Annotated in this window: 21 protein-coding genes; 7 read left to right on the top strand and 14 right to left on the bottom strand. The window is 66.5% G+C overall.

All coding sequences use genetic code 11. The annotated features are described in order from the left end of the window. Window positions 1-89 precede the first annotated feature (89 nt). Window positions 90-1,403: a guanine deaminase gene (guaD, locus tag ACWIGM_RS11155; protein WP_454026004.1), complete on the top strand. Its 1,314-nt coding sequence runs from the start codon at window positions 90-92 to the stop codon at window positions 1,401-1,403. Window positions 1,404-1,508: 105 nt separating this feature from the next. Here guaD and ACWIGM_RS11150 read toward each other — a convergent pair whose 3' ends face one another. Then, complete coding sequence (locus tag ACWIGM_RS11150; protein ID WP_346358607.1) at window positions 1,509-2,366, bottom strand: D-amino-acid transaminase; 858 nt, start codon at window positions 2,364-2,366, stop codon at window positions 1,509-1,511. A gap of 104 nt (window positions 2,367-2,470) precedes the next feature. Next, window positions 2,471-3,118 (bottom strand): CGNR zinc finger domain-containing protein, encoded by a 648-nt coding sequence (locus ACWIGM_RS11145; RefSeq protein WP_454026003.1) that lies wholly within the window; start codon window positions 3,116-3,118, stop codon window positions 2,471-2,473. Window positions 3,119-3,199: 81 nt separating this feature from the next. On the opposite strand from ACWIGM_RS11145, the gene ACWIGM_RS11140 reads away from it, so the two are divergent. After that, the gene (locus ACWIGM_RS11140) at window positions 3,200-4,315 is read left to right on the top strand and encodes a branched-chain amino acid ABC transporter substrate-binding protein (RefSeq protein WP_454026002.1); all 1,116 of its coding nucleotides are present in this window, start codon (window positions 3,200-3,202) and stop codon (window positions 4,313-4,315) included. 145 nt (window positions 4,316-4,460) lie between these two features. On the opposite strand, the gene ACWIGM_RS11135 is transcribed toward ACWIGM_RS11140, so the two are convergent. The 5 genes from ACWIGM_RS11135 to ACWIGM_RS11115 all read right to left on the bottom strand — a co-directional run bounded on the left by ACWIGM_RS11135 (window position 4,461) and on the right by ACWIGM_RS11115 (window position 12,254). Next, on the bottom strand, window positions 4,461-6,056 hold the full coding sequence (locus tag ACWIGM_RS11135; protein ID WP_454026001.1) for an ABC transporter ATP-binding protein: 1,596 nt from the start codon (window positions 6,054-6,056) through the stop codon (window positions 4,461-4,463). Window position 6,057: 1 nt separating this feature from the next. Then, window positions 6,058-7,179, bottom strand: a complete 1,122-nt coding sequence (locus tag ACWIGM_RS11130) for an ABC transporter permease subunit (RefSeq protein ID WP_454026000.1) — start codon at window positions 7,177-7,179, stop codon at window positions 6,058-6,060. A gap of 3 nt (window positions 7,180-7,182) precedes the next feature. Then, window positions 7,183-8,103, bottom strand: a complete 921-nt coding sequence (locus ACWIGM_RS11125) for an ABC transporter permease subunit (protein WP_454025999.1) — start codon at window positions 8,101-8,103, stop codon at window positions 7,183-7,185. A gap of 48 nt (window positions 8,104-8,151) precedes the next feature. Beyond that, complete coding sequence (locus tag ACWIGM_RS11120) at window positions 8,152-9,786, bottom strand: peptide ABC transporter substrate-binding protein (RefSeq protein WP_454025998.1); 1,635 nt, start codon at window positions 9,784-9,786, stop codon at window positions 8,152-8,154. A 173-nt stretch (window positions 9,787-9,959) separates the two neighbouring features. Beyond that, window positions 9,960-12,254, bottom strand: coding sequence for an NADP-dependent malic enzyme (locus ACWIGM_RS11115; protein ID WP_454025997.1), 2,295 nt, complete (start codon window positions 12,252-12,254; stop codon window positions 9,960-9,962). 292 nt (window positions 12,255-12,546) lie between these two features. On the opposite strand from ACWIGM_RS11115, the gene ACWIGM_RS11110 reads away from it, so the two are divergent. From ACWIGM_RS11110 to ACWIGM_RS11100, 3 genes are read left to right on the top strand one after another with little or no spacing between them, the layout of a single operon-like run. Continuing rightward, entirely contained in the window at window positions 12,547-13,578 is a 1,032-nt protein-coding gene (locus ACWIGM_RS11110) for an AAA family ATPase (RefSeq protein ID WP_454025996.1), read from the top strand. Beyond that, window positions 13,575-14,834: a vWA domain-containing protein gene (locus ACWIGM_RS11105; RefSeq protein WP_454025995.1), complete on the top strand. Its 1,260-nt coding sequence runs from the start codon at window positions 13,575-13,577 to the stop codon at window positions 14,832-14,834. Before ACWIGM_RS11110 ends, ACWIGM_RS11105 begins: the two co-directional genes overlap by 4 nt. Next, window positions 14,831-15,217 (top strand): LCCL domain-containing protein, encoded by a 387-nt coding sequence (locus ACWIGM_RS11100; RefSeq protein ID WP_454025994.1) that lies wholly within the window; start codon window positions 14,831-14,833, stop codon window positions 15,215-15,217. Before ACWIGM_RS11105 ends, ACWIGM_RS11100 begins: the two co-directional genes overlap by 4 nt. 9 nt (window positions 15,218-15,226) lie before the next feature. Here ACWIGM_RS11100 and ACWIGM_RS11095 read toward each other — a convergent pair whose 3' ends face one another. From ACWIGM_RS11095 to ACWIGM_RS11075, 5 genes are all read right to left on the bottom strand, one after another. After that, window positions 15,227-16,243 carry an ABC transporter ATP-binding protein gene (locus ACWIGM_RS11095; protein ID WP_454025993.1) on the bottom strand — a complete coding sequence of 339 codons (1,017 nt, stop codon included), beginning with the start codon at window positions 16,241-16,243 and terminating at the stop codon, window positions 15,227-15,229. Continuing rightward, window positions 16,240-17,223 carry an ABC transporter ATP-binding protein gene (locus tag ACWIGM_RS11090; protein WP_454025992.1) on the bottom strand — a complete coding sequence of 328 codons (984 nt, stop codon included), beginning with the start codon at window positions 17,221-17,223 and terminating at the stop codon, window positions 16,240-16,242. The genes ACWIGM_RS11095 and ACWIGM_RS11090 overlap by 4 nt, the downstream gene beginning before the upstream one ends. Window positions 17,224-17,225: 2 nt before the next feature. After that, window positions 17,226-18,155 (bottom strand): ABC transporter permease, encoded by a 930-nt coding sequence (locus tag ACWIGM_RS11085; RefSeq protein WP_454025991.1) that lies wholly within the window; start codon window positions 18,153-18,155, stop codon window positions 17,226-17,228. Then, a complete protein-coding gene (locus ACWIGM_RS11080; RefSeq protein ID WP_454025990.1) occupies window positions 18,152-19,129 on the bottom strand; it encodes an ABC transporter permease in 978 nt (325 codons plus the stop codon). Before ACWIGM_RS11080 ends, ACWIGM_RS11085 begins: the two co-directional genes overlap by 4 nt. 147 nt (window positions 19,130-19,276) lie before the next feature. Continuing rightward, on the bottom strand, window positions 19,277-20,878 hold the full coding sequence (locus ACWIGM_RS11075) for an ABC transporter substrate-binding protein (protein ID WP_454025989.1): 1,602 nt from the start codon (window positions 20,876-20,878) through the stop codon (window positions 19,277-19,279). Between the two features lie 204 nt (window positions 20,879-21,082). Between ACWIGM_RS11075 and ACWIGM_RS11070 the strand changes: the two genes are divergently transcribed. After that, window positions 21,083-22,015, top strand: coding sequence for a LysR substrate-binding domain-containing protein (locus ACWIGM_RS11070; RefSeq protein ID WP_454025988.1), 933 nt, complete (start codon window positions 21,083-21,085; stop codon window positions 22,013-22,015). A gap of 6 nt (window positions 22,016-22,021) precedes the next feature. On the opposite strand, the gene ACWIGM_RS11065 is transcribed toward ACWIGM_RS11070, so the two are convergent. Together ACWIGM_RS11065 and ACWIGM_RS11060 are read right to left on the bottom strand one after the other, a co-directional pair. Beyond that, on the bottom strand, window positions 22,022-22,258 hold the full coding sequence (locus tag ACWIGM_RS11065; protein ID WP_061964496.1) for an Lrp/AsnC ligand binding domain-containing protein: 237 nt from the start codon (window positions 22,256-22,258) through the stop codon (window positions 22,022-22,024). Window positions 22,259-22,308: 50 nt separating this feature from the next. Then, window positions 22,309-23,148, bottom strand: coding sequence for an alpha/beta hydrolase (locus ACWIGM_RS11060; RefSeq protein ID WP_454025987.1), 840 nt, complete (start codon window positions 23,146-23,148; stop codon window positions 22,309-22,311). A gap of 156 nt (window positions 23,149-23,304) precedes the next feature. On the opposite strand from ACWIGM_RS11060, the gene ACWIGM_RS11055 reads away from it, so the two are divergent. Beyond that, on the top strand, window positions 23,305-24,318 hold the full coding sequence (locus ACWIGM_RS11055; protein WP_454025986.1) for an asparaginase: 1,014 nt from the start codon (window positions 23,305-23,307) through the stop codon (window positions 24,316-24,318). Window positions 24,319-24,333: the final 15 nt, after the last annotated feature.

Below are 24,333 nucleotides of genomic sequence, written 5' to 3'. Positions count from 1 at the left end.
CATGCCCCAAGATTAGGCACGTTCGCGGCTTGGCCGAAAGCTTTGATTTGGTGCAGATATGATCGCGATTTGAGCCGGAGCGGCGAGCCTTGAGCAAAGACGGTGCGACCTTAGCCCTGCGCGGCCGGCTTCTCTGGTTCGTCGGTGATCCGCACGAGGTCGGCGAGGCCGCGCATCGCTATGTCGAGGATGGTTTGCTCGTCATCGAAGGTGGGCTGATCCGGGCTGCCGGCGAGGCGAAGGCGCTGCTGCCGACCCTGCCGGCGGGAGCCGCCATCACCGATCATCGTCCGCATCTGGTTATGCCCGGCTTCATCGACGCCCACATCCACATGCCGCAAACGCAGGTGATCGCCTCCTATGGCGCGCAGCTGATGGAGTGGCTGAACAAGTACACCTTCGTCGAAGAGCAGAAGCTCGCCCAGCAGGGCCATGCCGAGAAGCTCTCTGCCTTCCTGCTCGACGAGTTGCTGGCGAGCGGCACCACCACGGCGGCGGTGTATTGCTCGGTGCACAAGCAGTCGGCCGAGGCCTTCTTCACCGAGTCGCACCGGCGCAACACCCGCATGATCGCCGGCAAGGTGATGATGGACCGCAATGCCCCGCCGGCACTGACCGATACCGCCGAGAGCGGCTATGTCGACAGCAAGGAACTGATCGGCCGCTGGCACGGCAAGGGCCGCCAACTCTACGCGATCACGCCGCGTTTCGCGGTGACCTCGACGCCGGAGCAAATGGCGGCGTCCCAGCGGCTGGTCGAGGAGCACCCGGACTGCTTCGTCCAGACCCATATCAACGAGAACCGGGCCGAGATCGCCTTCGCAAGGGAACTCTATCCCGACGCCGCCGACTATGCCGGCATCTACGAGGATTACAGCTTGCTGGGCCATAAAAGCCTGCTCGGCCACTGCATCCACATGACCAAGCGCGAATGGCGTGCCTTCGCCCAGCATGGTGCGATCGCGGTCTTCTGCCCGACCTCGAACCTCTTCCTCGGCTCCGGCCTGTTCGATTGGCAGAGAGCCCGGCACGAGGGCGTCAAGGTCGCGGTCGCCACGGATATCGGCGGCGGCACCTCCTATTCGATGCTGCGCACCATGGCCGAAGCCTACAAGATCCTGCAGCTGCAGGGGCAATCGCTCTCGGCCTTCGAGGCGCTGCACGCGATCACGCTCGGCAATGCCGTCGCGCTCGGGCTCGACCATCTGATCGGCTCGTTCGAGCTGGGGCGCGAGGCGGATTTCGTCGTGCTCGACCCAGCGGCGACGCGGACGATGGCGCACCGGCTGGAGACCGTGCGCGACCTCGCCGAGGAGCTCTTCGTGCTGGTCACGCTCGGCGACGAACGCAATGTCGTCGCGACCTATGTCGCGGGGGAGTTGGCAACGTCTGCTGCAGCCTAGTCGTCATGGCCGGGCTTGTTCCGACCATCCACGTCTTCGTGGTTCAAAGACGGTGTTCAAGACGTGGATGCTCGCCACAAGGGCGAGCATGACGGTCGCGGTCGATCAGCCCAGCACGCCGCCCTTGCGGGCGTGGTCGAGATAGATTTCGCGCAGCCGGATCGTCGCCGGGCCCGGCGCGCCGTTGTGGATGCTGTGCCCGTCGATCGTCGTCACCGGCATGACCAGGCTGGTCGCGGAGGTGATGAAGGCCTCCTCGGCGTCGAGCGCCTCGTCCAGCGTGAACTCGCGCTCTTCGAAGGTGAAGCCGCTCTCCGCCAGGAAAGCGAGCACCGCCGTGCGGGTGATGCCGGGCAGGACCTTGTGCGAGAGCGGGCGCGAGATCAACGTCTTGCCCTTGACGATCCAGGCGGTCGACGAGGCGCCTTCGGTGACGACGCCGTCCTCGATCATCCAGGCCTCCTGCGCGCCGTTCTCGGCGGCAAATTGCTTGGCCAGCACGGGAGCGAGCAGGTTGACGCTCTTGATGTCGCGGCGAGCCCAGCGCAGGTCCGGCGTGCTGACGACCTTGATGCCGGTCTTGGCCAGCGGGGTGTTGGCGAATTGGCGTGCCTGGGTGAACAGGACCAGGGACGCCTTCACGCCCTTCGGGAAGGGAAAGTCGCGATCGGAGGCGCCGCGCGAGACCTGCAGATAGATGCTGCCTTCGTCCAGGCTGTTGCGGGCGATCAGCTCCTGGTGGATCGCGACGAGTTCGGCGCGCGAGCAGGGGAGCTCGAGCCCGATCTCGCCGGCTGAGCGCTCCAGCCGCGCGAGGTGCGCCTCGCAGTCGACCAGCTTGCCGCCAAGCACGGCCGAGACCTCGTAGATGCCGTCGCCGAAGATGAAGCCGCGGTCGAAGATCGAGATCGTCGCCTCTTCCTCTGGAAGATAGGCGCCATTGACGTAGACGGTGCGGCTCATGGGGAAGGGTCTCATGCGGGAAGGACGGACCTTCCTAGCCGAGCGGCGCGGACGAAGCGAGATACCATGCCGGCTTGCCGCTCGGCGTTGGATGCAAGGCTGCGCTAGCTAACGGTCTTCGCCTCGAAATGGCGCGTCCTGAATGCGCGGACCTTGGCGCGATTGCCGCAGACCGCCATCTCGCACCAGCGCCGCAGCCGGTTCTTGGTGGTATCGAAGAACAGCCAGCCGCAATGGTCGCCCTCACATTGCTTGATGCGGGCGAGGTTCTGCTGGGTCAGCACGGTCAGCGCCGACAGCGCGACCGGCCCGCGGATCGCCTCGCTCAGGGTCTGGCTAGCGTCCCAGCGCCAGACGAAGCCGTCGCCGAAGGGAGAAAGCTTCGCACAGGCGAGGCAATGCGCGTGAACGGCCGCAAGCTGCACCCGGTCCTCCTCCGCCGGAGGCTGGCGGCGGCTGAGTGCGGCGCCGATCCGGTAGATCGTGTCGCGCAGATCGAGTGCCTCGGCGAGCAGGTGTGCCGCCAGCCTGCCGTCCGCCTCGACCGCGGCCAGTGACGCATCGCGGTCAGTGTCGCTGATCACTTTGGCGTGCCGCGCCCAGATCACGACGTCGCGCCCTTCGCGGAGATGCTCGAGCTGGTTCGGCCCGCCGCGATCCGAAGTTGTGTTGGTGAAGTCGAAGGCGAGCTCACTGGCGACGAGCGGCAGCGATCCGGCGCGGCTGGGGCCGCCTATGCGATCGATTGTCATGTAACCAGCTATCTCAGATTTACAGGTTAAAGCAAGCGACGTAGCGTCCGGCCACGGCTCTGACCGTGGAGGAGAACGGATATGAGGATCAATCTGATCGCGATGCTCGCCGCAGGCGCATTCGCGATGTCGCATGGCGCGGCGCTCGCGCAGATCAAGCTCGGCGTCGCCGGCCCGATGACCGGCGCGAGCGCTGCCTTCGGGGCGCAATTGAAGAACGGGGTCGAGCAGGCGGTGGCCGACATCAATGCCGCCGGCGGCATTCTCGGCCAGACGATCGCGCTCTCGAGCGGAGACGATGTCGGCGATCCCAAGCAGGGTGTCTCGGTCGCCAACAAATTCGTCGGCGACGGCGTCAAGCTCGTCGTCGGCCACTTCAACTCCGGCGTCACCATGCCGGCGTCCGAGGTCTATGCCGAGAACGGCATGCTGATGATCAGCCCGTCGGCGACCAACCCGAAGATCACCGAGCGCGGCCTCTGGAACGTGTTCCGCACCTGCGGCCGCGACGACCAGCAGGGCGTCGTCGCCTCCGGCCACATCGCCAAGACCTTCAAGGGCAAGGTTGTCGTCGTCATCCACGACAAGACGACCTATGGCCAGGGGCTGGCCGACGAGACCCGCAAGGGCCTGCACGCCGCCGGCATCAAGGAAGTGCTCTATGAAGGCGTCAACACCGGCGAGAAGGACTTCTCGGCGCTGGTCTCGAAGATCAAATCGGCCAAGGCCGATCTGCTCTATTGGGGTGGGCTGCACACCGAGCTCGGCCTGATCGTCCGGCAGATGCGCGACCAGGGCCTGACGACGGTCGCGATGGGCGCCGACGGCATCACCTCCGACGAATACGCCGTGATCGGCGGCCCGGGCACCGAAGGCACGCTGATGACCTTCCCGCCCGATCCGCGCCGGCGCCCCGCTGCGGCCGAGGTCGTGAAGCGCTTCGAGGCCAAGGGCATCAATCCCGAGGCCTACACGCTCTACTCCTATGCCGCGGTCCAGATCATGAAGCAGGCGGCCGAGCAGGCGAAATCGCTCGATCCGAAGAAGATCGCCGCGGCGATGCATTCCGGCATGACCTTCAAGACCGTGCTCGGCGACATGTCCTATGACAAGAAGGGCGATCGCACCAATCTCGACTACACCGTCTACACCTGGAAGAAGGGAACGGACGGCAAGATCAGCTATGTCGAGAACTGATAGCTAGAGCATTTTCGAGCGAAGTGGATACCGGTTCGCGTGAAGACAATGCGATAAAAACAATACTCTAGCCGGTGTCGGTGGCCTCCCCTGGCCGGACACCGATAGGGCGCCGCTTCGCTCCAGCGAGGCGGCGTTTTTCGTTTCAGCACTTCAGTGCGGCCGCGATCAGGCGCTGGGTATAGTCCTGCTGCGGCGCCTCGAAGATCGCTTCGGTCTGTCCGCGCTCGACCACCCGGCCATCCTTCATCACCATGATCTCGTCGGCCATGGCGCGGACCACGGCGAGGTCGTGGCTGATGAAGAGGTAGGAGAGGTCGTGCGCCGCCTGCAGCTCCTTGAGCAGGGCGACGATGCTCTGCTGCACCGTCCGATCGAGCGCCGAGGTCGGCTCGTCCAGTACCACCAACGCCGGATGCAGGATCATGGCGCGGGCGATCGCTATGCGCTGGCGCTGGCCGCCTGAGAACTCATGCGGATAGCGGTTGCGGAGTGCTGGATCGAGGCAGACTTCCATGAGCGCCGCCGCAGCCCGCCGCTCGCGCTCGGCACGCGACAAGGCGGGCTCATGCACCAGCAGACCCTCGGTGATGATCTCGCCGACGGTGAGGCGCGGCGAGAGCGAGCCGAACGGATCCTGGAACACGACCTGCAGGCTCCGCCGCAGCGGCCGCATCGCGGCGCGGTCGAGCGGGGCCAGGGCCCGGTCCTCGAAACGGACGGTTCCAGAGGAGGGCAGGAGTTTGAGCAGAGCGCGTCCCAACGTCGACTTGCCCGAGCCGGATTCGCCGACGATGCCGATGGTCTGGCCGCGCTTCAGCGTCAGGTCGACACCGTCGACCGCATGAAGCGCGATCGTCTCGCGCCTGAGGAAGCCACGAGACAACGCGAAGCTGACGCGCAGGTCGCGGGCTTCGAGCAGTACGGGTGCATCGGCAGGTGGCGGCGCTTTGTGGCCATGCGGCTCGGCCGCGAGCAGGGCCCGGGTGTACGGGTGCTGCGGCGCTTCGAAAATTGCCTGCGCCGGGCCGCTCTCGACGACCTCGCCGGCCTTCATCACATAGACGCGCTCGGCATATTTCCGGACGAGGCCGAGATCGTGGCTGATCAGGATCACCGCCATGCCGAGCCGCTGCCTGAGCTCGGCGATCAGCGCGAGGATCTCGGCCTCGATGGTGACGTCGAGCGCCGTGGTCGGCTCGTCGGCGATTAGGATGTCGGGATCGTTGGCCAGCGCCATCGCGATCATCACGCGCTGGCGCTGCCCGCCGGAAAGCTCGTGCGGATAGGAATCGAGCCGGCGCTCCGGATGCGGAATGCGCACCAGCTTCAAGAGCTCCAACGCCCGCGCCCGCGCCGCCTTGCGCGACAGGCCCTGATGCTTGCGCAGGGGCGCCGCCATCTGCGTGCCGATCCGGAACAGCGGATCGAGCGAGGTCATCGGCTCCTGGAAGATCATCGCGAGCTTGCGGCCGCGATAGCTGTTCAGGACCGCCGGCGGCAGCTTGAGAAGATCGACCTCGCGATAGCGGATCGCACCGGAAACCTCGCCATTGCTGGCGAGAAGGCCCATCGCCGCCATCACGCTCTGGCTCTTTCCGGAGCCGGATTCACCGACCACCGCGACGAACTCGCCGGGCCCGACGTCAAGATCGATGCCGCGCACCGCCTCGCACGGGCCGTCATTGGTGCGGAAACGGACCTTGAGGTCGCGGATGGCGAGGATCGGCTCGCCTGCCATCTCAGCGATCCCTCGGATCGAGCGCATCGCGCAGGCCGTCGCCGAGGAAGTTGAGCGAGAACAGTGTCGTCACCAGGAAGGCGGCCGGGAAGATCAGCATCCACGGCGTCGCCTGGATGGCGCGGGCGCCGTCCGAGATCAGCACGCCCCAGCTCGTCATCGGCTCCTGCACGCCGAGGCCGAGGAAGGAGAGGAAGCTCTCCAGCAGGATCACCTTCGGCACCAGGAGGGTGACATAGACGATCACCGGCCCCAACGTGTTGGGAATGACATGGCGTTTGAGGATGCCGCCGGTCGAGACCCCGAGCGCTTCTGCCGCCAGGACATAGTCCTGCCGACGGATCGAGAGCGCCTGGCCGCGGACGATCCGGGCCATGTCGAGCCATTCGATCGCACCGACCGCGAGGAACATCAGGATGAAGTTCCGGCCGAAGAAGACGACGAGCAGGATGACGAAGAAGATGAACGGCAGGGAATAGAGCACGTCGACGATACGCATCATCACCATGTCGAGGCGGCCGCCGAGATAGCCGGCGGTCGCGCCATAGGCGACGCCGATCACCAACGCGACGCCTGTGGCGAGCAGGCCGATGGCGAGCGAGACCCGGCCGGCGATCAGCGTGCGGGTGAGTAGGTCGCGGCCATTAGAGTCGGTGCCGAACAGGAAGTGCTGCCGCTTGATCGGGACATCGAGGCTGAGCCGGCGCCCCTCCTGCTCATTGCCGGTGATCACCGGCGTGCCGAACTGGTCGGAGCGGTCGAAATAGACGAGCAGGCGCTGGTCGATCGGCCGCTGCGCGGTCAGCACCAGCAGGACGCGATCATCTTGCGCAACGATCTCGCTCGGCGTCGCCCTGATCCGCGATGCGATGCGCTGCACGGCACCGGGCAGAGCCTCGGCCTTGGGATAGGCGGAAAGGCTGGCGGGGACGCGGACATAGTCCTGGTAGACCTTGTCGTAGGGGTGGCCGGTCAGCAGCGGGCCGACGATGCAGGCCAGCATCATCAGCGCCAGCACGACCAGGCTCGCCACCGCCGCACGGTTGCGCAGCAGGCGGATGCGGGCGTCCTGCCAGAGTGAGCGGCCGGTTGGTGGGGTGGGACAGGCGGCAGTGTCGCTCATCGCTCACTCCAGCCTGACGCGCGGGTCGAGTAACGCATAGAGCACGTCGACGACGAGGTTGAAGAGCAGCACGAAGATCGCGACCACGACGACCGTGCCCATCACCAGCGTGTAGTCGCGGTTGAGCGCGCCTTCGACGAAATAGCGCCCGATGCCGGGAATGGCGAAGATCGTCTCGACCACGACCGAGCCGGTGAGCAGGCTCGCCGCCGCCGGCCCGAGATAGGAGACGACCGGCAGCGCCGCGCCGCGCGCCGCATGCAGCGCGATGATCGTGGTCGAGAGCCCCTGCGCCCGCAGCGTGCGGATATGGTTGGCGCGCAGCGTCTCGATCATCGCCGCGCGCGTCATCCGGGCGATCACGGCGATCTGCGGCAAGGCGAGCGTCACCACCGGCAGCACGCTGTTGCGGAAGGCGCCACCGTTCCAGCCGCCGACCGGCAGCCAGGCGAGACTCAAGCCGAAGACGATCTGCAGCACCGGGGCGACGACGAAGTTCGGGATGGTGATGCCGGCCGTGGCGAAGCCGATCACCGCATGATCGGCCGCGCCGTTCTGGCGGAAGGCCGCGAGCGCGCCGAGCGGTCCGCCGATCGCGAGCGCGAGCAGCAGCGCGCAGGCTCCGAGCCGCATCGAGACCGGCAGGCCCTGCGCGAACAATTCGGCGATCGAGAAGTCGCGGAAATAGAAGGAGGGGCCGAAATCGCCGCGCAGCAGGGCGGCGAGATAGGTCAGGTATTGCTGGAACAGCGGCTGGTCGAGCTTGTAGATCCGCCGCAGGTTCTCCATCACCTTGGCTTCCAGCGGTTGTTCGAGATCGAACGGCCCGCCCGGCGCGACGCGCATCAGGAAGAACGAGATCGTCACGATCACGAACAGGGTCGGGATCGCGGCGGCAAGACGGCGCAGAATGTAGGTGAGCACGGGCTTGATTTCAGGCCCCTGGCCGGTCCGGCCAGGGGCCTATGCCTGCTATGGCTTCAGGCTCATGAACCGCGTTGGCAGTGCGCCGCGCAGGTTCTGCTGGAAGCCCTGCACCTTCGGCGAGACCAGGTTCTTCGAGGAATAGTAGAGCACCGGGATCCAGGGCACGTCGGCGGCGAGGATCGCGTCCGCCTCGCGCAGGATCGCGGCGCGCTTGGCGATGTCGATCTCCTCGGCCCCCTGCTTCATCAGCGCATCGAACTTCGGGTTGTTGTATTTGCCGGAGTTGAAGCCGGTATTGTCGCTCTGGAACAGGAACAGGAAGTTCTGGGGGTCGGAATAGTCGCCGATCCAGCCATAGCGGGCGATGTCAAAGTCGCCGCCGTCGCGCAGCAGAGCGAAATGCGTCTTGCCGTCGGTGTTGATGAAGCTGGTCTCGACGCCAATCGCCTTCCACTGCTCGGCGATGGCGATCACGGTCCGGCGGTTGTTGTCGGTGGTGTTATAGCGCAGCTGCACCCTGAGCGGCATACCCGGTCCGAAGCCCGCGGCGGCGAGCAGTTTCTTGGCCTCGTCTTCGCGGTCGAGCGGGGAAGTACCCTTGAAATCGGCTTCGGCCCGCTCGCCGTAATTGCCGATGTTCGGCGGGATCACGCCATAGGCCGGCAGCATCGTGCCGCCCCAGATCTCCTCGGCGATGAATTCGCGGTCGATCACCAGTGACAGCGCGCGGCGCACCCGGATGTCGTCGAACGGCTTCTTCGCGGTGTTGATGATCAGGAAATAGGTGCCGAGATAGGGCGAGATTCTGACCTGGTCCTTGCCGAGCTTCTCGCGCAATTGCTGGACCTGGTCGGCCGGAATGTCCGACGTCATCTGCAGCTCGCCGGCCTGGAAGCGGCGGGCGGCGGCGGAAAAGTCAGGCGTCGGATAATAGATGACCGTGTCGATCTTGACGTTCGCGGCGTCGTGGAAGTTCTTGTTCTTCTCCAGCCGGATATGCGAGTTCGGCACGAACTCCTTCAGCGTGTAGGCGCCGTTCGAGACCCAATTCTCCGGCTTGACGAAGTCCTTGCCGAATTTCTGCACGGAGGCGGGGTGGACCGGCAGTCCGGTCTGGTGCGTCAGCAATTCCAGAAAATAGGGGGTGGGCCGCTCCAGCGCGATCTCGAGCGTGCGCTCGTCGATCGCCTTGACGCCGAGGTCTTCGAGCTTGGCGCCTTCGCTCGCCTTGTTGATCTTCTCGGCATTGCGGATCGGGTAGAGGATGTTGGCGTATTTCGCGCCGGTCTCCGGATTGACCATGCGCCGGAACGAGAAGACGAAATCGCCAGCCGTGACCGGATCGCCATTCGACCATTTGGCGTTGGCGCGCAGCTTGAAGCTGTAGCTCTTGCCGTCTGGCGCCATCGTCCAGCTCTCGGCGACGCCGGGGACGACCTCGCCGTTGATGTGGTGGATCACCAGCCCTTCGGAGAGATCGCGCAGCAGATGCGCTTCGCTCACCGTCGAGGTCTTGTGCGAATCGAGCGTCTCCGGGTCGCCGTCATTGCCGCGATGGAACACCACCTGCGCCATGGCGGCGTCGGCAAAGGTGCCGGCAAGCGCAAGAAAAAGGCCGCTCGCCAGCGCGAGCGGCCGAATGGCGCGCCGGATACGGGACTGACGGTGAATCTCACGCATGAGCGCTCTCCGAACGTTTCGCACGGGCCCCTTTCCCGCTCCTGAAACGAAGTATGAGCCTATCGCGCGCCACCCGCCAAGAGCGAAAAGGCGGTATCAACCGCTGAGCTTAAGTCACTGGCCTGCTTTCGAAAGCTGGCTCAGAAACGACTTTAAGAGGGCCTCTCGCAAGGTCAGCTGGCGGCAGCCCGACCCTGCGCTTCCGCGACCGCGACCGCGGTCATGTTGACGACGCCACGTGCCGTCACCGATCCGGTGAGAATATGCACCGGCTTGGCGGCGCCGATCAGGATGGGGCCGACGGGAAGCGCGTCCGCCAGCACCTTGGCGAACTGGTAGGCGATGTTCGCGGCGTCGAGATTGGGGAAGATCAGGACGTTGGCGACGCCCTTCAGCTTCGAGGACGGCAGCACCCGGTCGCGGATCGCGGCGACGAGCGCGGTGTCGGCCTCCATCTCGCCATCGCATTCCAGCTCCGGCGCACGCTCCTGGATCAGCTTGACCGCCTTGCGCATCTTGATCGAGCTCGGCGTGTCGGCCGCGCCGAAATCCGAATGCGAGAGCAGGGCGATCTTCGGGGTGATGCCGAAGCGCTCGACATGGCTGGCGGCCAGGATGGTGGTGTCGGCGATCTCTTCGGCCGTCGGGTCGTGCCGGACATGGGTGTCGGCGAGGAAGAAGGCGCCTTTGCTGGTGATGATCAAGGTCATCGCCGCGATGTCGCAGACACCGGGTTCGAGCCCGATGATGTCGCGGATATGGCGCAGCCGCGAGAGGAAGCGCCCTTCGAGGCCGGTGATCATCGCGTCGGCTTCGCCACGCGCCACGGCGAGCGCCGCGATCACGGTGTTGTTGGTGCGTACCAGCGAACGCGCCGCCTCGGGCGTGATGCCGCGCCGGCCGGCGATGTCGAGATAGGTCTGGACGTAGTCGCGATAGCGCGGATCATCCTCTGGGTTGATCAGTTCGCAATCGATGCCGGGGCGGATCGTCAGGCCGAAGCGCTTGACGCGGGTTTCGATCACGCTGGGGCGGCCGATCAGGATCGGGATCGCCATGCCTTCCTCGATCGCGATCTGGGCGGCGCGCAGCACGCGCTCGTCCTCGCCTTCGGCATAGATCACCCGCTTCGGATCGGCCTTGGCCTTGGCGAAGAGCGGCTTCATCAGGAAGCCGGAGCGGAAGACGAAGCGCGACAGGTCCTCTCGATAGGCCTCTACGTCGATCAGCGGCTTCTTGGCGACACCGGTCGTCATCGCCGCTTCCGCCACCGCCGGCGCGATGCGCAGGATCAGGCGCGGATCGAACGGGTTCGGGATCAGCGAGGTCGCGCCGAAGGTCGAGGCCTCGCCGCCATAGGCGCGCGCCGCCACGTCCGAGGTCGCCTCGCGGGCGAGCGCTGCGATGGCGCGCACGGCGGCGAGCTTCATCGGCTCGTTGATCGTCGTCGCCTGCACGTCGAGCGCGCCGCGGAAGATGTAGGGGAAGCACAGGACGTTGTTGACCTGGTTCGGATAGTCCGAGCGGCCGGTGCAGATCATCGCGTCCGGGCGGACGGCCAGCGCCTCCTCCGGCATGATCTCCGGATAGGGGTTGGCGAGCGCCAGGATCAGCGGCTTTTGCGCCATCTCCTTGGCCATTTCGGGCTTCAGCACGCCGGCGGCGGAGAGGCCGAGGAAGATGTCGGCGCCGGGGATGACCTCAGCGAGCGTGCGGGCGTCGGTCTCCTGGGCGTAGACCTCCTTCCAGCGGTCCATCAGCGTGTTGCGGCCCTTGTAGACCACGCCGTCGAGATCGGTGACCCAGATATTCTGCGTGCGGGCGCCAAGCGAGACGAGGAGGTTGAGGCAGGCCAGCGCCGCCGCGCCTGCGCCCGAGACGACGATCTTGACGTCGCCGATCTTCTTGCCGGCGAGGTCGAGACCGTTCAGGACGGCGGCGCTGACGATGATCGCCGTGCCGTGCTGGTCGTCATGGAAGACGGGGATGTTCATCCGGGCCTTGAGCTGCTCCTCGATCTCGAAGCATTCCGGCCCCTTGATATCCTCGAGATTGATGCCGCCGAAGGTCGGCTCCAGCGCCGCGACGACATCGACGAATTTCTCGATGTTCTTCTGCTCGACCTCGATGTCGAAGCAGTCGATGCCGGCGAATTTCTTGAACAGGACGGCCTTGCCCTCCATCACCGGCTTGGAGGCGAGCGGGCCGATGTCGCCGAGGCCGAGCACGGCGGTGCCGTTGGTGATGACGGCGACGAGGTTCTGGCGCGAGGTCAGCTCAGCCGCCTGGCCGGGATCCTCGACGATCGCCTCGCAGGCGGCAGCGACGCCGGGCGAATAGGCCAGTGCCAGGTCGCGCTGGTTGCCGAGCGGCTTGGTCGCCTGGATCTCGAGCTTACCGGGCTTGGGAAGGCGGTGGTAGACGAGCGCGCCCGAACGAAGGTCCGCCGACAAGGTGCTCTTAGCCATCCCACGCTTCCTCTGCGCTACCGTTGTGAGTTGAGGAGGTCGCGCGGAAACGGGTGGGCGTCAAGCCGGGCCGGGCGGCGAAAGACTTGTGCCACCGGGAAAACAGGGCCGCGCTTCGCGCGCAAGTGCGGCCGGACCGCCAGAAACGATGGAAGCTGCGGCTCGTGAAACAGCCGTGAAACAAAACTAAACATTACAAAGAAATAATGATTTCAAAGGCCTCGGCTGTTGCAGACTGCCTCTTGCCGTACCCGCGGATGTGACCCCGGTAGGGCGCTCTTGGGAGGGGTTGATGGAAGCGACGCGTTCCGCCTTCGAGGAAGTCGTCTCGCTGCGACAGGCCAAGCAGCTGATCCAATGCATGGCGCATGAGCAGAGCTTCCTGCTGCTCTCGCCGCCGGGGCTGGGCAAGTCCGAGCTGGTCTATGAAGCCGCGCGCGAGGCAGGCCTGCCCTGTCGCTCGCTGCTCGGCACCCAGATCGCCCCGGAGGACGTCAGCGGCATTCCGCGCATCGTCGGCGAGCGCTCGGTCTTCTGCCCGCCGCGGGTGCTGCTGCCGGAGAAACCGGAGCCGTTCTGCCTGTTCCTCGATGAGCTGCCGGCCTGCTCGCCCGATGTCCAGAAGGCGTTCTATTCGCTGCTGCTGGAACGGCGGCTGGGCGAGCATGCCCTGCCGAAGGGCACCTGGGTCGTCGCCGCCGGCAACCGCCTGCAGGATCGTGCCTTGGTGCGGGCGATGAGCTCGGCGCTGGTCAACCGCGTCACAATCCTGCAACTGCGCGTCGACACCGCCGACTGGCTGGCCTGGGCCCAGCGCGCCGGCGTGCGGGCCGAGATCCGCAGCTTCATCGCGACCATCCCCGACGCGCTGATGCGGCCGGTGCCGGCGGAGCCCGTGCCGTTCTCGACGCCGCGCGCCTGGGCATTGCTGTCGCGGGCGCTCGACATGGCCCAGAGTGCCGGCTTCCTCAGCAATGAGTTGCGACGCGCGCTCGCTTTCGGCCGGCTCTCACCGGAAGACGCCGTGGTGTTCTGCGCGCTCGCCGAGGATTCGATCGGCGCGGTGCGTCCGCTCGACGAGTATCTGCGCAAGCCGGAGCTGTTGCCAAAGGGCGATTCCGCCCGCTGGTTCATCCTCGACTGCATCTGCCAGTTCGTCAGGGACGGGCGCGCTGCAGGCATCAAGCCGGCGGTGATCAACCGCTTCCTGCGCAGCCTGTCGCATGAGCACCAGCTGCTCGTCCTCAACGACATGGTCGAGACCTGGGGCGCGCTGGGCGCGGACCGGGCCATGTACGACCTCCTGCGCAAGGTCGCGGCATGAGCGCGGCGCCCGATCTTTCGGTTGCCGACCGCGCGACGCATGCACGCATCATGCGGGGCCTGCGGCTGGTGACGGTGCCGTTCCCGCATCTGGCCGGACTGGCCGCCGCCGTGCGCGTCGAAATCGACGAGCGCGTGCCGACCATGGGCGTCTTCGCTTCCGGCCGGCTGCTGGCGAATCCGACCTTCACCGCGAGGCTCTCCGGCGACGACCTCGTCTTCGTGCTCGCCCATGAGCTGCTGCATCTGGCGTTGCGGACCCATGACCGGGCCCGCGGCAGTGCTGCGCTCGAGTTCAACTACGCCCACGACTACATCATCAACGACATGCTGCGGCATGCGCTCGGCACCACCACGATCCCGGCAGGCGGGCTCGACATGCAAGGCGCCCGCGAGCGCTCGGCCGAGGATATCGTGCTGGAGATGCGCCGCACCGGCAGCTACATGCCGTCACGGACTCAGGTTTGGGAAGGGCAGGTCGTGACCGTCGAGCAGGTGCTCGGCGCGGCGCGACAGGCGCCTGCCGGCGCGATGGGTGATGCGCTCGACGCCCGGCGCGAGCGCGAACTGTTCCCGGAAGGCAGTGCCGACCAGGCCGAGCGGGCGCGGGCGGTCCGCGACCTCGCTGGCCGCGGCATGGTGCTGGCGAAGGCCATGGGCGCTTTGCGCGGCAGGGGCGATAGCCCGGGCGGCCAGCAACAGAATGTGCTGGCGCAGCGCGGTTTCTTTCACACGCCCTGGTACGTCGCGCTCCAGGCCTGGCTCGAAGGCGTCGCGCCGGGCGAGCGCACCTATACCCGCGCCTCACGCCGCGGCCATGATCGCAGCGACGTAGTGATGCCCGGCCGCAAGCGCCATTCCTGGATGCTGAACGTCATCCTCGATACCAGCGCCTCGATGGGGGACGACATCCCGAAGGCGCTCGGGGCCATCGCCGATTTCTGCGATGCGGCCGGGGTCGACGAGATCCGCGTCGTCCAGTGCGACACCGTCGTCACCTCGGATGAAGTGCTCTCGCCAGCGGCGCTCGCCGACTATCAGATCAGCGGCTATGGCGGCAGCGACCTGACGCCGGCGCTCGCCGCATTGGCGGACGATCCGCGCGTGACCTCCGCCATCGTCATCACTGACGGCGACGTCACCTATCCGGGCGAGGCCGTGCCCTATGCCGTGCTCTGGGCACTGCCGAAACCCTCGGCCTCGTTCCAGCCCTCCTATGGACGGGTGATCGTCATGCAAGCGGGAGGTGCATCGTGAAAGTCGTTCAGGATCTCGTCGCCTATTTCGACAAGCGCGGAAAACTCTCGCGCCGGCAGCTCAAGACGTTGCTCGAGCAGAATTCGATCGCCTCGGAAGCGCCGACCAACATGCACGGGCTCTGCGAGAAGGTCGGCGCCGTCTACTATTTCCGCGTCACCGGCGTGCTGGAAGGCCAGCTCTGGGGCACCGACATCTATAGCGGCGACTCGACGCTTGGCGCAGCCGCCGTCCATATGGGTCTGCTGAAGCCGGGCAAGAGCGCCGTCTTTAGGGTGACGGTGGTGACGCCGCCGGAGGAGTTCCCCGGCACCGAGCGCAACGGCGTCACCAGCACCCAGTATGGGCGCTATCAATACGCGTGGCAGCTCTCGCCGATCTGAGGCGAGGCCCTAGGCCGCCAGCGCGCCGACGCCGCCATCGTGCAGATGGCAGGCGGCGACATGTCCCGTCGCGATCTCCTTCAGCGCCGGGCGCTCGGCCTTGCAGCGTGGCCCGGCCTGCGGGCAGCGCGGATGGAAATGGCAGCCGGTCGGCGGATGTAACGGCGAGGGGATCTCGCCCTTCAGCGGGGCGAAGCGCTTCTTGCGGGCGCTGATCGTCGGGACATTGGCGAGCAGCGCCTGCGCGTAGGGGTGCTGCGGGCCCTTGAACAATTCGCTTGCCGGCGCGGCCTCGACGACGCGGCCGAGATACATGATCACGACCCGGTCGGAGAGGTGGCGAACCACCGAGAGATCATGGCTAATGAAAAGATAAGTCAGGTTAAGTTCGTCGCGCAGCTTCATGAAAAGATTCAGGACTTGGGCCTGAATCGATACATCAAGTGCGGCGACGCTCTCATCGCAGACGAGGAATTGCGGCTTGACCGCCAGCGCCCGCGCGATGCCGATGCGGGCGCGCTGGCCGCCGGAGAACTGGTGCGGATAGCGGCGGCGATAGGTCGAGTCGAGCCCGACCCGGTCGAGCATCTCGGCGACATAGGCGTCCTGCTGCGCCTTCGGCACCAGCCCGTGCACGACCGGCGCCTCGCCGACGATGTCGGTGACGCGCAGGCGCGGATTGAGCGAGGACATCGGGTCCTGGAAGATCATCTGGATCGCGAGCGTCGCCGCCTTGCGCTCCTCCGACGACATCTCGTCGGTGTAGCGCCCGCGCCAGGAGACGCGGCCGGAGCTGGCATGGTGGACACCGGCGACGACGCGTCCGAGGGTCGACTTGCCGCAACCGGATTCGCCGACGAGCCCGACGACCTCGCCCTGGCGGATCGAGAGGTCGACGCTGTCGACGGCATGGACGGTCTGCTCGCTATAATTGGCGCCGAGCAGGTTGGCGAATTTCGAGGCGGCGTCGAGCGGCTTGGTGAAGCGCTTCGAGACGCCTTCGAGCGTGAGGATCGGCGTGCTCATGCCGCGACTCCGGCGAGGTTCAGCGGGTGATGGCAGCGCACGCCGCGCTCTCCCGGGAAGGGGGTGACGTCGGGGGCGAGGGCGAGGCAATCGGCCTGCGCATAATCGCAGCGCGCCGCGAAGGCGCAGCCCTGTGGCAGGCGCGCCAGCGACGGCGTCGAGCCCCTGATCTGGCGCAAGGGCGCGCCGGGCTCGCCCTCTGCGGGCAGCGAGCCGAGCAAACCGTTAGTGTAGGGGTGGAGCGGGCTGTCGAGAACGGGATCGACGGCGCCGGTCTCGACGATGCGGCCGGCATACATCACCGCGATCCGGTCGGCGAGGCCGGCGACGACGCCGAGGTCATGGGTGATCCAGACCAGTGCCGTGCCGGTGTCGGCGCAGAGGCTCTGCATCTCCGCCAGGATCTGGCTCTGGATGGTGACGTCGAGAGCCGTGGTCGGCTCGTCGCAGATGATTAGGGGCGGGCGGTGCAGCAGGGCGATCGCGATCGCGACGCGCTGGCGCATGCCGCCGGAGAACTGGTGCGGATAAGCGTTGAGCCGCTCCTCGGGCGAGGGGATACCGACCTTGGCGAGGGCGTCGCGGGAGCGCTCACGAGCCGCCTTGTGCGAGACCTTGTCATGGGCGGTGACGGCCTCGATCATCTGCGTGTCGACGCGCAGGACCGGGTTCAGCGTCATCATCGGGTCCTGGAAGATCATCGCGACCTCACGGCCGCGGACCTTGCGGAAGCCCTCCTCGTCGAGCCCGACAAGCTCCTTGCCGTTGAGCTTGATCGAGCCCTCGACGATTCTGCCGGGCGGATCGATCAGGCCCATCACCGAGAAGCCGGTGACCGACTTGCCCGAGCCGGATTCGCCGACGAGGCCGAGCACCTCACCGCGATCGACGCGGAACGAGACGCCATCGACCGACTTCACCGTGCCGGCGCGGGTGAAGAAATGGGTCTTGAGGTTGGTGACCTCGAGAACTGGCGCCATGCTCACTTCTCCAGCCGCGGGTTGAGCACGTCGCGCAGGCGGTCGCCGACCAGGTTGATCGAGACGATCGTCATTAGCAGCGCAAAGCCGGGGAAGACCGAGATCCAGTAGCTGCCCGAGAGCATGTACTGGAAGCCGTTGGCGATCAGCACGCCGAGCGAGGGCTCGGTCTGCGGCAGGCCGACGCCGAGGAAGGACAGCGTCGCCTCCAGCGAGATCGCATGGGCCGTCTGCACGGTGACGATGACGATCACCGGCGCGAGGCAATTCGGCAGGATGTGGCGGAAGACGGTGCGGGCATGGGACAGGCCCAGCGACTGCGCCGCCTCGACATATTCCTTGCGCCGCTCGACCAGCGCCGAACCGCGCACGGTGCGGGCGTAATAGGCCCACTGCACCATCACCAGCGCGATGATGATCTTGTCGACACCCTTGCCGAGCGCTGCGACCAGGATCAGCGCGACCAGCACCGATGGCAGCGAGAGCTGCAGGTCGACGAGGCGCATGATGATGGTCTCGGTACGCCCGCCGTTATAGGCGGCGATCAGGCCGATCGCCGCGCCGATCGTCGCCGCCAGGATGCCGGAGAAGGCGCCGACCATCAGCGAGATGCGCAGGCCGTAGAGAATGCCCGAGAGCAGGTCGCGGCCGACGCCGTCCGAGCCGAGCCACATGGTGAAGCCCTCGCCGGAGATCGCGCCGGGCGGCTGGCGCGAATCCATCACGTCGACGCTGGCGAGATCGTAGGGATTCTGCGGCGCGATCAGCGGGGCGGCCAGAGCAAGCAGCACGATCAGGATGAAGAGGGCGAGGCCGAACAGTGCCAGCCGGTCCTCGGTGAAGGAGCGGACGAAGCGCCGGAACGGCGTCTCCTCCTTGGCGGGGGCGGCCGGCGGCGTGGCCGCAGCGGAGGGCAGGGCGGCTTCGCTCATGATGTCGCCTCCGTCAGGCGTACGCGGGGGTCGAGCGCCGAATAGATCAGGTCGACCAGCAGGTTGATGGTGACGAACAGCACGACGACGACCATGACGTAGGCGACGATCACCGGCCGATCGAGCCTTGTGATCGCCTCGAGCAGCAGGCGGCCGATGCCCGGCCAGGCGAAGATCGTCTCGGTCACCACCGAGAAGGCGACGAGCGAGCCGAACTCGAGCCCGAGCACGGTGACGATCGGGATCATGATGTTCTTGAGGATGTGGACGCCGATGATCCGGCTCTGCGACAGGCCCTTGGCCCGCGCGAACTTGACGTAGTCCATCAGCGCAGCCTCGCGCGCGCCGGCCCGCGCCAGCCGGATCACCAGCGAGATCTTGAGCAGCGCCAGGTTGAACGCCGGGAGGGCGACATGCTGCCAGCCCTTTAGCGTCAGCAGCGAGGTCTCTATGCCGAAGATCGAGACAGTCGGCCCGCGCCCGGTCGCCGGCAGCCAGCCGAGGCTGACCGCGAAGGTCAGGATCAGCATCAGCCCGACCCAGAAGGTCGGCAGCGAGAAGCCGAGGATCGAGACCGCCATGATGAAGCGCGACAGCCGGCTCTCCGGCTTCAGGCCGGCATAGAGACCGAGCGGCAGGCCGATCACGATCGCCAGCACCAGCGCGACGAAGGCGAGCTCCAGCGTCGCCGGCATCCGGTGCAGGATCAGCTTGATCGCGGATTCGCCATGGACGAAGGAGCGGCCGAGATCGCCCTGGGCAGCATTCTTCAGGAAGACCAGGAACTGCTCCCAAATCGGCCGGTCGAGGCCGAGCGCTCGGGCCGTCTCGGCGATCTGCTGCTGGTCCATCTCGGGCGAGATCAGCATGTAGATGGGATCGCCGACGACGTTCACGCCGAAGAAGACGATCACGAGCATCGCCGCGATGACGAAGAGGGCTTGCGCCAGGCGGCGCAGGACGAATGCCAGCATGGTCCGGTGCCTTCCGGATCGGAGTGCGGAACGCCACCCCATCCAGCAGGGCCGGTGGGGTGGCAGCTTCGCATTTCAACAGGAAAAGAGTGTCGCGCGGTCAGGACCGGGCTTCAAGCCGGTCCTGACCAGGATCGACGGAGCCGGTCAGTCCTTACGGATGCCGGTCGCGAGCGTGTACTCGTCGGTGCGGGCCTGGACCTTGACGCCCTTGCGCGAGGCCCAGGTGTTCAGCTGGTAATGCGTCGGGATCAGGCCGACATCGTTCATGCTGATGTCCATCGCCTCGGCCAGAGCGGCGTCGCGCTTGGCGTCGTCGACGGTACGCAGCGCCTCCTCGAGCTTGGCGTCGAAGGTCGGGTTGGAGTAGCGGCCGCGATTGGTCGCACCCATGCCCTTGGCGGGATCGAAGGTCGCGAGCAGCGCCTTCAGCGAGTCCGAGGACTCGCCGGTGCCGGCGCCCCAGCCGACCAGGATGAACGAGAACTCCGGCACATTGCCCTGGCCGCCCTGCGAGGCGCGGGTGAAGAAGTTCGCCGACGGCAGCGTCTCGACCTCGGTCTCGATGCCGAGGCGCGAGAACATCTGCGCCACCGCCTCGATGATCTTGGTGTCGTTGAGGTAGCGGTTGGTCGGCCCGTGCAGCTTCATCTTGAAGCCGTTCGGGTATCCGGCCTCGGCGAGCAGCTTCTTGGCGCCGTTGAGGTCGAACGCGACCGGCTTCAGCTTCTTGGAGGTGCCGAAGAAACCGTCGGGCAGGAGCTGGCCGGCGGGGATCGCCTCCTTCTCCATGATGCGTTCGACGATCGCCGGGCGGTTGATCGCCATCGACAGCGCCTGGCGGACCTTGAGGTTGCGCAGCGGGTTCTTGATCTCCGAACCGTCCTTGCCCTTGATGAAGGGCGAGACCTCGCGGAAGTGATCCATGTGGAAGTAGATCACCCGGTTCGAGACCGTGCTGGCGACGCTGAGCTTGGCGTCACCCTTGAGCCGGGCGACGTCCGAGGTCGGCACGTTCTCGATCACGTCGAGGTCGCCGGCGAGCAGCGCCGCGACGCGGGTCGGCGCCGAGGTGATCATCCGGAAGGTGACCTTCGACCAGGGCTCCTTGGCGCCCCAATAGTTCTCGTTCGGGGTCAGCACGACGCGGTCGCCGGCGACGTATTCGGCCTGCTTGTAGGCGCCGGTGCCGCCGGTGGTGCACTTGCCGAGGTTGAAGTCCTCGGTGGTGGTGTCCTTGCACTTGGCCGGGATGATGCCGAAGGTCGACAGGTCGGTCGGCACCAGCGGCGCCGGCGCCGCAGTCTTCACGCGGACGGTGAAATCGTCGACCTTGGTGAACTCCTTGCCGCGGACATAGGCGGAGAAGCTCGACGGGCTCTTCGGCACGTTCGGCGCGCGCTGCATGGTGGCGATCACGTCGTCGGCCGTGAACGGCGTGCCGTCATGGAACTTGACGCCCTGGCGCAGCTTGAACTCCCAGGTCGTGTCGTCGATCGCCTTCCAGCTCTCGGCGAGCAGCGGCTTCAGCGCCTGCTTCTCGTCCTGCCCGACCAGCGGCTCGTAGATGTGCCGGGCCAGCATGTTGTTGGGCGAGACGTTGTGATAGTGCGGATCCATTGCGCTGAGCTCGGCCGACAGGCCGATCTTGAGCTCCTGGGCCGATGCGAGCCCGGCGATGGTCATGACCGGAGCCGCCAGAATGGCGAGCTTGAGAGCTTTCAGCCCATTGGCGCTGAACGTTTTCATTCCGAACCTCCCGATGGCTTCGAGGCGCCATCTTTAACAACTGAGCCGCGGGTGGCGAGTCGCCGGATTGGCCGGTCTGCCCCTGATCTCGCCCGCCCGGGCTTGTAGAACGATTTCATATACCTGTAAATTATACGGCACGCTCTATGATATAACTTGGCTGCATAGGCGGATGCGGGGCGCGGATAGGGGACGGGCGCGATCATGGTGAACACGGCGAGTTCCGAGCGGCGACCACCGAGCCTGCGCGAGCTCGAAGTGCTGCAAGCTATGATCGCCACCCGCAAGACCGTGGCAGCAGCACAGATGCTCGGCATTTCGCAGCCGGCGGTGTCGCGGGCGCTCGCGGCGCTGGAGGCCCATGTCGGCCTTCCCCTGTTTTCGCGCGAAGGCGGCAGGCTTGTGCCCACTGCAGACGCCTTTGCGCTGGACGCGGAGGCGCAGCCGATCTTCGCAGCGCTCGACCGGCTGAATCGATGGCCCGGACAGGCGGCTCAGGCGAGCGTGCTGCGCATCGCGACGCCGCCGACCCTGGCCCAGTTCGTCCTGCCGCCGGTGCTGGCGGAATTCCGTCGGCAGGAGCCCGATGTCGTCGCCAACGTCGAGATCGACACCAGCTCCACCGTGATCACGCAGGTTGCCGACCGGGCAGTCGATCTCGGACTCGTCGACATGTCGGCATCGCATATCGGCATCCATGGCGAAGTCATCCGCGAAGCGGTCGCGCATGTTCTGATGCCGGAGGGGCATCGACTTGCCGAACGCGAGGTACTCGGACCGCAGGACCTCGCCGACGAACCTATCATTGCTCTTGCGCGGCGCTTTCCCGAGCGCATCAAGGTGGAGCGGGCCTTCGCCGATGCCGGAGTGACCCTTCGCCTGGTCGGGGAGGGCACGGCAGCCGTTTTCGTCGCCGAGATGGTCCGGCAGCGCGTTGGGCTGGCCTTGCTGAATCCTTTCCCCCTGACGCTCGGCGGCATGCAGGGGCTGGTGGCGCGCCGCTTCGCGCCGGCCATCGCCTATCGAACGATGCTGCTGTTCCCCTCTGCCGGCTCCGTCGTGCCGGCGGCGCGCCGTTTCGCTGATCTGCTCGTCTCGATGCAGCCCGAGGACGGCCTGACCATGCCGGTGAGGTAGCGCGCCTCAGAACGCCTTGAAGGTGATGATCGTGTGGGTGTCGGCGATCTCGGGGATCGACTGCACCTTCTGCGCGACGAAGTGGCCGATATCGACATCGGCCGCGACATGGAACTTGGCCAGGATGTCGTAATTGCCGGCGGTCGAATAGATTTCCGAGGCGATCTCGCGGTCGGCGAGTTCGCTGGCGACCTCATAGGTCTTGCCGAGCCTGCATTTGATCTCGACGAAGAAGGTCTGCATCACGCGCTCCGGAATCCTGTCGCCTCTGGATAGAGCCTGCTGCGGGCGGGTCAAGCGCCGGCGAGTTCGGCGATGCGGCGCGTCATGGCGCTTTCGGGATCGGGGATCGTCTCCAGCACGGTGAAATGGTTGGCGCAGTCGATCTCCTCATAGCGCGTGCGCACGCCTTCGAGACCCCAGACGTCGGTCAGCCTTCGGCTCTGCTTGAGGTATTCGGCGCTCTCGGCTCCGCCGACGACCGCGTCCATGACGAGCCCGGACGGCGCCGGCCAGAACAGCGGGCTCTCGCGTTCCGCCCCCTCGTGCGACAGGCCGAGCGCCTTGTTGATGCTGGTCTCGGTCAAGGGCTTCAGATTGTAGAGGCCGGAGATGCCGTAGGCGGCCGGGACGATCTGGTCAGGAAGCTCCGGATCGACATTCTTCCAGCCTGTCGCCAGCAGGCAGGCGGAGAGCTGGCCGCCTGCCGAGTGCCCTGCTGCGACCACCGGAAGATTGTAGCGCCGCCAGATCGCGGCGGCGGCATGCTGCAGCTCCCAGACGATATGGCCGACCTCGACTTGCGGGCAAAGGTCGTAGCCCGCGACCGCGACCGGAACGCCGCGCTGGTTCAGCCCGCGCGCCATATGCGAAAAGAAGCTCGGATCGAGCGCCTGCCAGTAGCCGCCATGGATGAAGAGCACGATCGCCTGGCTCTTCACTGCCTCGGGCTTGAACAGGTCATAGGTCTGGCGCGGGCCCTCGCCATAGCGGATACCGAGCTCGCTGACGGCGATCTCGCGATAAGCGGCCGCATCGCTCGCCCAGCCGGCGATGATGCCGGGATGCTCCGGTACGCGGGCGCGATTGTTGTATTCGACTTCGTAGTCGGGGGCCGTGCTGGTGTCGCTCATCTGATCCTGGGCCATGCCTCGGTAGGCACGGCATCTGCTCAAGTTCACTGGTGGGTGTGGCGCTGACCTGCCCTATGCCCGCACTGTGCGTCATGGGCTTTGACAGGTCGAGAGACAAACGCGACAAGGCGGTGGCCGTTCCGCCGGAGATGCCAGATGGACAATCCCGTTCTCGCCGAAGTCACCCGTGGCAGCACTGTCGAATCGCGCCATCGCGGCGCGGCGATCGTGGTCGATGCTGACGGGGCGGTGGTGCTCTCGCTCGGCGATGTCGAGCGCCCGGTTTTCCCGCGCTCGGCGGTGAAGGCGCTCCAGGCCCTGCCGCTGCTCGAAAGCGGCGCCGCCGACCGTTTCGGCCTCACGCCGGCGGAGATCGCGCTCGCCGTCGCTTCGCATTCCGGCGAGGAGCTCCATGCCGAGACCTCGCTCGCCATGCTCAGGAAGGCCGGCCGCGACGCGGGCTGTCTCGAATGCGGGGCGCATTGGCCGATGGGCGAGGCGGCGGCTCGTGCGCTCGCCAAGGCCGGCCGCGAGCCGACCGCGCTCAACAACAACTGCTCCGGCAAGCATGCCGGCTTCGTCTGCCTGTCCTGCGGCATCGATGAGGATCCGGCAGGCTATGTGAAAGGCACCCATCCGGTTCAACAGGCGGTGCGGTCCGCACTGGAAGAGGTGACCGGTGCTGCGCACAAGGCCGAGCTCTCCGGCACCGATGGCTGCTCGATCCCGACCTATGCCGTGCCGCTGAAGGCGCTGGCACTCGGCTTCGCCCGCTTCGGAACCGGCAACGGGCTTGGACCGAAGCGCGCCGAGGCGGCGCGGCGCATCCGCGAGGCGGTTGCGGCCCACCCATTCATGGTCGCCGGCACCGGCCGCTTCGACACCCGCTTCATGGAAGTCTTCGGCGCCCGCGCCTTCATCAAGACCGGGGCCGAGGGCGTCTATTGCGGGACGCTGCCCGGGCTCGGCTATGGCATCGCGCTGAAATGCGACGACGGCGCCGGCCGCGCTACCGAGATCGCCATGGCTGCGCTGGTCGAGCGCTTCCTGCCGCGTCAGGGTGGTGACGAAGCGGCCTTCGCGCCGTTCCGCGAGACCGTCATGAAGAACTGGAACGGCATCGAGGTCGGCCGTGTCCGCGCTGCGGAAGCGCTACGGCAGCGCGCTTGACGGGCAATAGGGGGC

The sequence above is a fragment of the Allobosea sp. NPDC055332 genome, assembly GCF_053645455.1.
Note: the sequence above shows the minus strand (reverse complement) of the source record. Positions and strands in the feature narration are given on the sequence as shown.

What these genes read in the sequence shown, in the direction of transcription:
- ACWIGM_RS11150 (WP_346358607.1), bottom strand. Translation starts at nt 2,366, where the DNA reads ATGAGCCGCACCGTCTACGTCAATGGCGCCTATCTTCCAGAGGAAGAG.
- ACWIGM_RS11145 (WP_454026003.1), bottom strand. Translation starts at nt 3,118, where the DNA reads ATGACAATCGATCGCATAGGCGGCCCCAGCCGCGCCGGATCGCTGCCG.
- ACWIGM_RS11140 (WP_454026002.1), top strand. Translation starts at nt 3,200, where the DNA reads ATGAGGATCAATCTGATCGCGATGCTCGCCGCAGGCGCATTCGCGATG.
- ACWIGM_RS11135 (WP_454026001.1), bottom strand. Translation starts at nt 6,056, where the DNA reads ATGGCAGGCGAGCCGATCCTCGCCATCCGCGACCTCAAGGTCCGTTTC.
- ACWIGM_RS11130 (WP_454026000.1), bottom strand. Translation starts at nt 7,179, where the DNA reads ATGAGCGACACTGCCGCCTGTCCCACCCCACCAACCGGCCGCTCACTC.
- ACWIGM_RS11120 (WP_454025998.1), bottom strand. Translation starts at nt 9,786, where the DNA reads ATGCGTGAGATTCACCGTCAGTCCCGTATCCGGCGCGCCATTCGGCCG.
- ACWIGM_RS11115 (WP_454025997.1), bottom strand. Translation starts at nt 12,254, where the DNA reads ATGGCTAAGAGCACCTTGTCGGCGGACCTTCGTTCGGGCGCGCTCGTC.
- ACWIGM_RS11110 (WP_454025996.1), top strand. Translation starts at nt 12,547, where the DNA reads ATGGAAGCGACGCGTTCCGCCTTCGAGGAAGTCGTCTCGCTGCGACAG.
- ACWIGM_RS11105 (WP_454025995.1), top strand. Translation starts at nt 13,575, where the DNA reads ATGAGCGCGGCGCCCGATCTTTCGGTTGCCGACCGCGCGACGCATGCA.
- ACWIGM_RS11095 (WP_454025993.1), bottom strand. Translation starts at nt 16,243, where the DNA reads ATGAGCACGCCGATCCTCACGCTCGAAGGCGTCTCGAAGCGCTTCACC.
- ACWIGM_RS11090 (WP_454025992.1), bottom strand. Translation starts at nt 17,223, where the DNA reads ATGGCGCCAGTTCTCGAGGTCACCAACCTCAAGACCCATTTCTTCACC.
- ACWIGM_RS11085 (WP_454025991.1), bottom strand. Translation starts at nt 18,155, where the DNA reads ATGAGCGAAGCCGCCCTGCCCTCCGCTGCGGCCACGCCGCCGGCCGCC.
- ACWIGM_RS11080 (WP_454025990.1), bottom strand. Translation starts at nt 19,129, where the DNA reads ATGCTGGCATTCGTCCTGCGCCGCCTGGCGCAAGCCCTCTTCGTCATC.
- ACWIGM_RS11075 (WP_454025989.1), bottom strand. Translation starts at nt 20,878, where the DNA reads ATGAAAACGTTCAGCGCCAATGGGCTGAAAGCTCTCAAGCTCGCCATT.
- ACWIGM_RS11070 (WP_454025988.1), top strand. Translation starts at nt 21,083, where the DNA reads ATGGTGAACACGGCGAGTTCCGAGCGGCGACCACCGAGCCTGCGCGAG.
- ACWIGM_RS11065 (WP_061964496.1), bottom strand. Translation starts at nt 22,258, where the DNA reads ATGCAGACCTTCTTCGTCGAGATCAAATGCAGGCTCGGCAAGACCTAT.
- ACWIGM_RS11060 (WP_454025987.1), bottom strand. Translation starts at nt 23,148, where the DNA reads ATGAGCGACACCAGCACGGCCCCCGACTACGAAGTCGAATACAACAAT.
- ACWIGM_RS11055 (WP_454025986.1), top strand. Translation starts at nt 23,305, where the DNA reads ATGGACAATCCCGTTCTCGCCGAAGTCACCCGTGGCAGCACTGTCGAA.